Raw genomic sequence first — 9,787 nt, 5'->3', positions numbered from 1 at the left:
ATCCACAAGGTAAAAAGTCGTGGAAATCCTGTGGATAACTTGTGAATAAACAAAAAAATGACTTATAAATTAGAGGTTTAAATAAAAAGCAACAAAAAATAAATAAAAACACCTATATATTTATTGAGATGGATTGACCTTTTGTCCTGCAACAAGGAAAATATTGGGTTTTGCAGGGATCTATCATGAAAAGAACGTATCAACCATCAGTAACTCGTCGCAAGCGCACACACGGCTTTCGTGTTCGCATGAAAACCAAAAGTGGTCGCGCTGTACTAAATGCTCGACGTGCCAAAGGCCGCAAACGCTTAGCTGTTTAGTTAATAGTTGAATAGCACAAGGATTTCTGAATTACTTAAAACGCGCCCCAAAACAAACGTGTATTGGGGCCTGTATTCTGGGGACGTCGCAAATAATGCCAACCCTGATTTAGGGCTAGCGGTTGCCAAAAAACTAGTCAAAAGAGCCGTGGACCGAAACCGCCTCAAAAGAATGGTTCGTAACCTGGTTTGGGCGGCACAGTCGAAGGGCTTAAATAAAGACGTCGTTGTTAAGCTTAAAAAACCAATTGGTCAACAAACGCGCGGCAGGCTCAGAAAAAAAGAAAAAGATTTCCTTCGTTCGCGGGTGGCGGAGCTTATTTAAGTGCGCATTCTCAACACTGCTGCAACTAAACTCATTAGGCTTTATCAAATAGTAGTAAGCCCATATTTGGGCGCACGCTGTAAATACGTGCCAACATGCTCCCAGTATGCGTGTGATTGCTTTAATCACTACGGTTTTGTCAAAAGCATTGCGTTGGCAACCTGGAGGGTATTGCGCTGTAACCCTTGGTCACATGGTGGTTATGATCCTGCTGTAAAACAGACGTCACATTAAAAATATTAGTAAAGCGAATTCAATGGACTTTAAAAAAACAATTCTTTGGGCTGTGTTTTCACTCTCCGGGCTCATGCTTTACAACAATTGGCAGGTTCACGAAGGCAAGCCCTCCATGTTTGCTGGTTCCCAGCAAAATGTGAGTCCCGCCATTAGCGATAAATCTTCTTCACCCAAATCAGATGCCCCTGTTGCTATTTCGGGCGCCACACCGCCACAAGCGCCCACCACAAAAACTGGCGCTAACGAAAATACACAACTATTTGCATTAGAAAACGACCTTTTATCTTTACAAATTAGCTCTGCTGGCGCAAATGTGGTTGATGCCAAGTTGCTAAAAGAGTTGACTGCCGATGAAAAGCCGGTAGAAATCTTTAAACACACAGCAAATCACACCTATGTTGCACGGTCGGGGTTGGTCGCCGCGGGCGGGATCGACCTACCAAATCACAACAGCGTCTTTAAGCTTGACCGCTCAGGCAAGGATGGCTCTGGGAGACCTTTTTTGGTTCTATCATCAGAACGCAGTGGTGTGAAGCTAGAGAAAACCTTCATCCTTAATCCGGGCAGCTACGATGTCTATGTTGGGCACCGGGTAACACAACTTTCTGCAAATCCTGTGCCATTAAATTTGTATACAGAGATTGTTCGTGATGGTTCAGAGGATGCAAAAGTAGGCCCATTCGGAGGCGCATTTTCTGCAAGTACCTATACAGGCCCCGCCATATACACAGATAGCGATAAGTTTATAAAGATCCCTTTTGTTGATCTTGAAAAAAATAAATTTATAGCGCCATCACAAATTAATGCTGGACAACCTGCGTGGGTTGCGGTCGTTCAACACTATTTTGCTAGTGCTTGGATTCCAGATATAAAACTAGTGCGCGATATTTACTCCGGAAGATTGGATAACAATTTATATCGGGTTGGCATGCAAAGCCAACTTGGAACCATTGCGACTGGAACAACCATCACAGCAAATGCACAACTTTTCGTGGGCCCGCAAGAAGAGCGCATGTTGGAAAAAATTGCCCCAGGCCTTGAGTTGTTAAAAGACTATGGTTATCTAACCATATTGGCAAAACCAATTTTCTGGTTACTTGAGCACATTCACAATATTGTTGGTAATTGGGGATGGTCCATCATCCTTTTAACCATTTTGATTAAGTTTGTTTTCTTCCCGCTGTCCGCTGCTAGCTATAAGTCCATGGCACGCATGAAAGAGGTGCAGCCACGCCTAATGGCCATGAAGGAGCAATACAAAGGCGAACCACAAAAGCTCAATCAAGCAATGATGGAAATGTATCGCAAGGAAAAGATCAATCCATTGGGTGGTTGCTTGCCAGTATTGATTCAAATCCCAGTGTTCATTTCCTTGTACTGGGTGTTGTTGTCTTCTGTAGAGATGCGCGGTGCACCTTGGGTTTTGTGGATCCACGATTTATCGGTTCCTGACCCATATTACATATTGCCGGTGATTATGGCTGTATCAATGTTTGTACAAACAAAACTTAATCCAACGCCACCCGATCCAGTGCAAGCAAAGGTGATGCTGTACATGCCGATTATTTTCTCGATCATGTTCTTTTTCTTCCCCGCTGGATTGGTTTTGTATTGGGTGGTAAACAATCTATTGTCAATTGCACAACAGTGGCAAATCAATAAACTATTTGGCAAAAAAGCTGTCAAATAAAAAATGGCATAGGTTTATTGAAAGCGAATAGCAATGGTGACGCGTAAGATTCCCATCATTGCTATCGCTACCGCCCCAGGCAAAGCGGGTGTTGGCATTATCCGCATTAGCGGACAAAATTTAACGGGGCTTATTCAAGCCTTGTTTCAAAAAAATCTTCAGCCAAGAATGGCAACGTTACTGGGCTTGTGCGATAAACATGGCCAATTGATTGATCAAGTGCTGGCAATTTTTTTTGCTGCCCCCGCTTCCTTTACGGGCGAGGATGTTCTCGAGCTGCAATGCCATGGCGGTCCACATTTACTCGAACTGGTTATGCAGCGATGCTTAGAGTTGGGCAGAGATGTTGGGCTAGAAATTGCCGAGCCCGGCGAGTTTAGTCTGCGAGCCTATTTAAATAACAAGATAGATTTGGCTCAGGCCGAGGCGATTGCCGATTTAATAGATGCGCAAAGTGAGGCCGCGGTTCGGGGCGCCGCAAGATCTTTACAGGGAAGCTTCTCGGGGGATGTTAATGCACTCGTCGATGAAATTACCCAGTTGAGAATCTTGGTTGAGTCCACACTCGACTTTCCGGAAGAGGAAATTGAATTTTTAGAAAACGCCCATGCACGCGAGCGCTTAATGGCGGTTAAAACAAAATTACTAACACTTCAAAATGGTGCCAAGCAAGGCAAGATTTTGCGTGATGGTATACAGCTGGTGTTGGTTGGCGCCCCAAACGTTGGCAAAAGCTCTTTGCTAAATACTTTGGCTGGTGAGGAGGTAGCAATAGTCACTTCAATTGCTGGAACTACACGAGACCGAATTAAAGAGAGTATTCAGATCGAGGGCGTGCCAATGCATGTCATTGATACGGCTGGGTTAAGACAAACCTCGGATGAGGTTGAGGCAAAAGGAATAGAGCGAACTTGGGAAGCCATTCATTCTGCCGATATAGTGCTGTTTTTGAGTGCCCCGAATGTGGAGTCAGAGGGCGGAACTCTAAGGGATCGCATTTTGGAGGCTGTGTCACCAAAATGCCCAATTTTGGAAGTTTTAAACAAAGCCGACTTAATAGGGGGTATGGTGAGTAGCCCCGGGCCATATTTAAATGGCGCTATTCCAATATCAGCCAAAACTGGTCAGGGGGTAGATGTTTTAAAGCAAGAAATTTTGAAAAGCGTTGGTTGGAGCGGTAGTCAAGAGGGCGCAATTGTTAGCCGAAGGCGTCACTTAGACTGCATAGAGAGGGCAGCAGAACATATTGCAAAATCTGAACAATTCGCAGCAAATGGCAACAATTCACTAGAGTTATTAGCAGAAGAGCTTACTTTAGCTCAAAATTGCCTTGGCCAAATTACCGGAAAACTGCTGCCCGACGACCTTTTGGGAAAAATTTTCAGCCAGTTCTGCATTGGTAAATAAAGCCCTCAAACTCCCTTATTTTTCTTGGGCGGCAAATACGTCAAATATGACCAAAATGTTAAAATCATTGGATTAAAAAATTCAATTTTCATAGGGAAACATATGACTTCAACTGCTAACGGCCAGATCAATGTGAATGCGCCGTCTTACGTAAAAAACGAGCGTTTAATTCAGTGGGTTGCAGAAGTTGCGGCCCTAACTAAACCTGACGCCATTCGTTGGTGTGATGGTTCTCAAGCTGAGTACGATGAGTTTTGTGAGTTATTGGTAAGTGCTGGTGTTTTCAAGCGCCTAAATCCAGCTAAGCGTAAAAATTCATTTTTAGCCCTATCTGATCCAGAGGACGTGGCTCGCGTTGAGGATCGTACCTTTATTTGCTCTGCAAAAAAGGAAGATGCCGGCCCCACCAACAACTGGGTAGAGCCAAGCGAAATGCGCGCGACACTGAAACCCTTATTTGATGGCTGCATGCGCGGAAGAACCATGTATGTAGTGCCATTTTCGATGGGCCCAATCGGCTCTCCAATTGCCCACATTGGCGTTGAACTCTCCGATAGTCCATATGTTGCTATCAATATGCGCCTAATGACCCGCATGGGTAAGGCCGTAATTGATCAATTGGGTGCTGATGGTGAATTCGTTCCCTGTATCCATACGGTTGGTAAGCCGTTAGCTGCAGGTGAAAAAGACGTTGCTTGGCCTAACAACAAAACCAAATACATCGTTCACTACCCAGAGACTCGTGAAATTTGGTCTTTTGGTTCAGGCTACGGTGGCAATGCTTTGTTAGGTAAAAAATGCTTTGCATTGCGCATTGCATCTAATATGGGTCGTGACCAAGGTTGGCTGGCTGAGCATATGTTGATTTTGGGTGTGACATCCCCCGAAGGCAAGAAATACCACATTGCCGCAGCATTCCCATCTGCTTGTGGAAAAACCAACTTCTCTATGATGATCCCGCCAAAAGGGTTTGATGGTTGGAAGGTAACCACGATTGGTGATGACATTGCATGGATTAAGCCTCGCAAAGACCCCGTTACAGGTAAGACCCGTTTGTTTGCGATTAACCCAGAGTCGGGCTACTTTGGCGTTGCTCCTGGTACAAATCGTCAAACTAACCAAAACTGTATTGACTCACTCAATCAAGACGTTATCTTTACTAACGTCGGCTTAACAGATGATGGTGATGTTTGGTGGGAAGGTTTAACGGAAACCCCCCCTGCACATTTGATCGACTGGCAAGGCAAAGACTGGACTCCGGCCGATGGCGCAGCAGGTCGCAAAGCTGCACATCCAAACTCACGCTTTACGGTTGCCGCAACCAACAACCCTGCAGTAGATCCAAAATGGGATGACCCAGAGGGCGTGCCAATTGATGCATTCTTATTCGGTGGTCGTCGCTCCAATACTGTGCCTTTGGTGAGTGAAGCGCGCGATTGGGTTGAGGGCGTTTACATGGCAGCTACTTTGGGCTCAGAAACCACCGCTGCTATTACCGGTCAGATCGGCGTTGTCCGCCGCGACCCATTTGCGATGATCGCATTTGCCGGCTACAACATGAGCGATTACTTCCAACATTGGCTCAACATCGGCAAGAAGTTGGAAGCCGAAGGCGCTGTATTGCCAAAAATCTATTGCGTAAACTGGTTCCGCAAAGATGAAAACGGCAAGTTTGTATGGCCAGGCTTTGGCGAAAACATGCGCGTTCTCTCTTGGATTTTGAATCGTGCAGAAGGCAAAGCCAATGGCAAAGAAACTCCATTTGGGATTACTCCTGAGTACAGCGATATGCACTGGGGTGGATTAGACTATTCTCCAGAGAAATTTGCTAAGGCGATCACTGTTGCTGTTGATGAATGGAAAAATGAATTAAAACTCCATACAGATTTGTTTGAGCACCTTGGTGAGCGTTTGCCAAAAGAGTTAAAAGAAACTCGCTCCAAGATCGAACAACGCCTAAACGCTTAATTCATCAAGCAACTAAAACCCGCATTAATAAAATTTGTTGATGACCAAACCCCAACACCATGACATCGTGGTGATTGGGGCTGGTATTTGTGGCGCAACGATTGCTAACGAATTACTTAATCGCAATCAGTCAGTTTGCGTTATTGATGCAGCCAACGCTCCTGCGAGCGCCTGCTCAAGCCATGCCTACGCTATTGCACATCCCCATATAGGCAAAGGCTCCCCACGTTTATTACGCTTAACGCGATTGGCTTTTTTGTTGGCCGAAGCAAGGTGGGGCAAAGAGTGGCATGCCCACGGAATTTTTCAGCCAACCAAAAAAGAAAAAGCATTCGATCGAGCAGGGCTAATTGAACATTTACGCTCATTAGAGCTTGGCGAAGACATTGCTGTTCCCCTTGATTGTGAACAGGCTGAAAAAATTTGTGGAGTCTCACAAAGCGGTGTTTGGATTTCTCGGGGCGCTTGCTTAAATTTGTCGAAGGCAAGCAAAGATCTTTTGCGACCACACACAGGTCTTGTCTGTTTATGGAACACGGAGGTTGCAAAGCTTGAGCAAAGAAATGGTAAGTGGTTTTTATTGGATCTCAACGACCAAGTGATTGCCTCTACAAATCGAGTTGTGATTGCTGCGGCAATGGAAAGCAAAAAATTACTCACCAGCATTGGAGTTCGCTTGCCTCTGAAGCCAGTGCGCGGTCAACTGAGCATTTTTTCTATTGAGCCGAATGACCCATGGATCAAAAAATTACCTAAGGTGGGCTTATCGGGAGATGGCTATTGCTTGCCTGCAGAGCGTCTGAATGACGGCAGCTATCGCTGGATTGTCGGCTCTAGTTTTGATGAGGGCGAAGATGATCTTGCCCCAAGAGAGGTGAGTGATAACTTTAATCGCGAGCAAGCAAAAGGTTTGGTCAATTTTATAGAGGGCGAAGCTAGCAGCCTTGTAAAGCACGATCATTTTGTAGGCGTGCGATGTGTGGCTGGCGATCGGTTGCCGATCATTGGCGCATTGGCTCATCAGCCAGGGATCTTCCTCGCTATTGCCCTGGGGTCGCGAGGAATCTTGTGGTCTGCCTTAGCGGCTAAGTTAATTACCGCTCAACTGCTCGAAGACGATTTCGCTTTACTCGCGCGTTTGGGCTTTGCTGCTGATTTAGTGGCGGCGCTTGCGCCGGAACGTTTTTTGGCTGGCGCCTTGGCAGCGCCCGGAGCCTTGGCCTCAAATTCAAAACCAATTTTTCCATCAGGACCCAAAGCTAAATAAGCCTTAAAGCCACGCCCAGTTCGATTAGATTTAAAGTTATTCAACAAATCCGTCTTGCCTTCTTTCAAAAGCTTTTGAACTTGTTCGGCAGATATTTCTTGTTGTAATACAACTTTGCCAGTTTTGAAGTCACAGCTTTTATTGGGCCCAGTATTGTTCTCGCACACATAACGCATGCCATCTTCATATACTGCGCCCGAGCATTTAGGGCAGACTCCTAGAGCTTGACGACCTGTAAAGTCGATGGCTTCCGTTTCATCATCTTGGGTATTGCCAAAATCAAATTCAAGCTTATAGCCTGCATTTGGATAATCGGCATCATCTTCGGGGATTTCTGTTAGTTTGATGATTGCAGCAAAAGGGCGACCCATTTTGCTACGGAACCCCTGGAGAGGGCCGATTGTTTTTTCACGTAATAGTTCTTCTACTTCTGGATATTCAAAAGCCCTGCCACCAGGAGTTTTGCTGATCGTGAAGCCACACTTTTCACAAGCAAAACGGCGGTAGTTTTCTTTTACTGGCCCCTTGCAGTGTGGACAAGGAGTGCTTAGTGTGGCGTAGTCGCCAGGAATCGTATCACTGTCATATTCTTTAGCGCGTTTGACTATGCGTTGAGTCATCTGCGCAATCTCTTGCATGAAGGTGTCACGGTTCATCTTGCCGTGTTCGATGAGAGACAGTTTATTTTCCCAACTACCAGTTAAGTCAGGACGGGTGAGCTCTTCAACATCGAGACCGCGTAATAGCGTCATTAACTGAAATGCTTTTGCGGTTGGGATTAATTCGCGCGCTTCACGCACGATATATTTTTCTGCCAGCAGACCCTCGATAATTGCCGCACGAGTTGCTGGCGTGCCTAAGCCTTTCTCGGCCATGGCTTCGCGCATCTCATCATCATCAACCCACTTGCCCGCGCCTTCCATCGCTGAGAGCAAGGTTGCTTCTGTATAGCGAGCAGGCGGCTTGGTTTTAAGTGGAACGGCGACTACAGATTCTGTTTGTACAGACTCGCCTTCTTGCACTGGCGCTAGCTCATCATCGGCTTGATTGGATTTGCCGTAGACGGTGAGCCAGCCGGGATTAACAAGAACGCGACCCTCCGTTTTGAAATGATGACCAGCAGTTTCCGTAATACGGGTAGTAACTTTAAATTCTGCAGCAGGATAAAAGACTGCTAAAAAGCGTCGAACCACTAAGTCATATAGCTTTGCTTCAGGTTCGCTTAAGCTTTTGGGGGCCTCTAGAGTTGGAATGATTGCGAAGTGATCTGAAATTTTGGAGTTATCAAAAATACGCTTATTCGGCTTGATCCAGCCATGCCCCGTTTTTGCTTTTGGATCTTTAGGATCCCCTTGCAAAATTTGCTTAGCAAATGGTCGATATTCTTGAGAATGCTCAGCCAAGTTTTCCACTGTTTGTTTAACGGTGTCTAGATAATCCTCGGGCAGAGCCTTGGCATCAGTACGAGGGTAGGTTAGAACTTTATGGCGCTCATAAAGAGCTTGAGCCAAACCCAAAGTATTTTTTGCTGAGAAACCAAAGCGTGCGTTCGCTTCCCGTTGTAAGCTGGTTAAGTCAAATAATTGCGGAGCAAGCTGGGTTGCCGGTTTTGATTCCTCGCTAACGTTTGCTTTTTTCCCGCGGCAAGCAGTAACAATGCTTTGTGCTGCGGCTTCGCTCCAAAGACGATTTTCACGAGCGTCTGGTTCGGTAACATCCTTCTTGAACTTAGGATCAAACCAGCGCCCCTCATAGACTCCCGCAGCAGCAATAAATTCCGCTTTTACTTCCCAATAGTCTTTGGAAATAAATTTGCGAATTAATTCTTCGCGCTCAACCACGATTGAGAGCGTGGGAGTTTGAACGCGTCCAACAGTAGTTAAAAAGAAACCACCGCTTTTGCTGTTGAAGGCAGTCATTGCGCGGGTACCGTTGATGCCCACTAGCCAGTCAGCCTCAGATCGGCATCGCGCTGCATCTGCCAAAGGTTGCATTTCTTCGTCGGTACGCAGGCTTGCAAATCCTTCTCGAATAGCGGCGGGTGTCATAGACTGTAGCCAGAGTCGTTTTACGGTTTGGGATGCTTTTGCGTGTTGTGCGATTAGCCTAAAAATGAGTTCGCCCTCGCGCCCCGCGTCACATGCGTTGATGAGTGAAGTGACATCTTTTCGTTTAATTAGCTTTTGTAAAACCTTTAGGCGCGATTCAGTTTTAGCGATAGGCCGTAGGTCAAAATAGGGTGGCACGACAGGAAGATTGGCGAAAGACCATTTGCCTCGCTTAACGTCGTATTCCTCAGGCGCGGCAATTTCCAATAAATGTCCAACAGCAGATGAGATTAAAAAATCGTCGCTTTCAAAATAGTCTTCGTGTTTTGTAAAACCACCGAGGGCTTTAGCAATGTCATTTGCAACCGAAGGTTTCTCGGCAATAATGAGCGCCTTTGGGTGGTCTACCGAAGAGGTCTTGGAGCTGCTTTTGGAGGATGCTTTTGCCACGCGTTTGCCTAAATTTGAGCTGAAATGAATATTTTTCATAGGTAATAAGGAGGGCTAATTCAACCTGAATTTGGC

At 45.9% G+C, this 9,787-nt stretch carries 7 protein-coding genes and 1 pseudogene; 7 read left to right on the top strand and 1 reads right to left on the bottom strand.

The genetic code is table 11. The features are described from left to right. Positions 1 to 185 precede the first annotated feature (185 nt). The 7 genes and pseudogenes from rpmH to mnmC form a co-directional block, all read left to right on the top strand. A complete protein-coding gene (gene rpmH, locus NHB34_RS09960) occupies positions 186 to 320 on the top strand; it encodes a 50S ribosomal protein L34 (protein ID WP_082784010.1) in 135 nt (44 codons plus the stop codon). A gap of 58 nt (positions 321 to 378) precedes the next feature. Then, positions 379 to 645, top strand: a complete 267-nt coding sequence (gene rnpA / locus NHB34_RS09955; protein ID WP_353428595.1) for a ribonuclease P protein component — start codon at positions 379 to 381, stop codon at positions 643 to 645. Then, complete coding sequence (gene yidD, locus NHB34_RS09950; protein WP_353427485.1) at positions 646 to 879, top strand: membrane protein insertion efficiency factor YidD; 234 nt, start codon at positions 646 to 648, stop codon at positions 877 to 879. Positions 880 to 901: 22 nt separating this feature from the next. Beyond that, a complete protein-coding gene (gene yidC, locus NHB34_RS09945; protein WP_353427484.1) occupies positions 902 to 2,572 on the top strand; it encodes a membrane protein insertase YidC in 1,671 nt (556 codons plus the stop codon). Positions 2,573 to 2,605: 33 nt separating this feature from the next. Then, on the top strand, positions 2,606 to 3,979 hold the full coding sequence (mnmE, locus tag NHB34_RS09940) for a tRNA uridine-5-carboxymethylaminomethyl(34) synthesis GTPase MnmE (RefSeq protein ID WP_353427483.1): 1,374 nt from the start codon (positions 2,606 to 2,608) through the stop codon (positions 3,977 to 3,979). Positions 3,980 to 4,081: 102 nt separating this feature from the next. Next, on the top strand, positions 4,082 to 5,947 hold the full coding sequence (locus NHB34_RS09935; protein ID WP_353427482.1) for a phosphoenolpyruvate carboxykinase (GTP): 1,866 nt from the start codon (positions 4,082 to 4,084) through the stop codon (positions 5,945 to 5,947). Between the two features lie 40 nt (positions 5,948 to 5,987). Continuing rightward, positions 5,988 to 7,079 (top strand): annotated as a pseudogene (mnmC, locus tag NHB34_RS09930) (FAD-dependent 5-carboxymethylaminomethyl-2-thiouridine(34) oxidoreductase MnmC); the annotation flags it as partial. On the opposite strand, the gene NHB34_RS09925 reads toward mnmC, so the two are convergent. Further along, positions 7,049 to 9,712 (bottom strand): DNA topoisomerase III, encoded by a 2,664-nt coding sequence (locus NHB34_RS09925; protein WP_353427481.1) that lies wholly within the window; start codon positions 9,710 to 9,712, stop codon positions 7,049 to 7,051. The pseudogene mnmC and the gene NHB34_RS09925 overlap by 31 nt on opposite strands. Positions 9,713 to 9,787 lie beyond the last annotated feature (75 nt).

It is taken from the genome of Polynucleobacter sp. MWH-UH19D, assembly GCF_040409795.1.
Classification (GTDB): Bacteria; Pseudomonadota; Gammaproteobacteria; order Burkholderiales; family Burkholderiaceae; genus Polynucleobacter.
This window is presented reverse-complemented; position numbering and strand designations above follow the sequence as displayed.

Coding starts and splice junctions, on each gene's coding strand:
- rpmH (WP_082784010.1), top strand. CDS start 186: ATGAAAAGAACGTATCAACCATCAGTAACTCGTCGCAAGCGCACACAC.
- yidC (WP_353427484.1), top strand. CDS start 902: ATGGACTTTAAAAAAACAATTCTTTGGGCTGTGTTTTCACTCTCCGGG.
- mnmE (WP_353427483.1), top strand. CDS start 2,606: ATGGTGACGCGTAAGATTCCCATCATTGCTATCGCTACCGCCCCAGGC.
- NHB34_RS09935 (WP_353427482.1), top strand. CDS start 4,082: ATGACTTCAACTGCTAACGGCCAGATCAATGTGAATGCGCCGTCTTAC.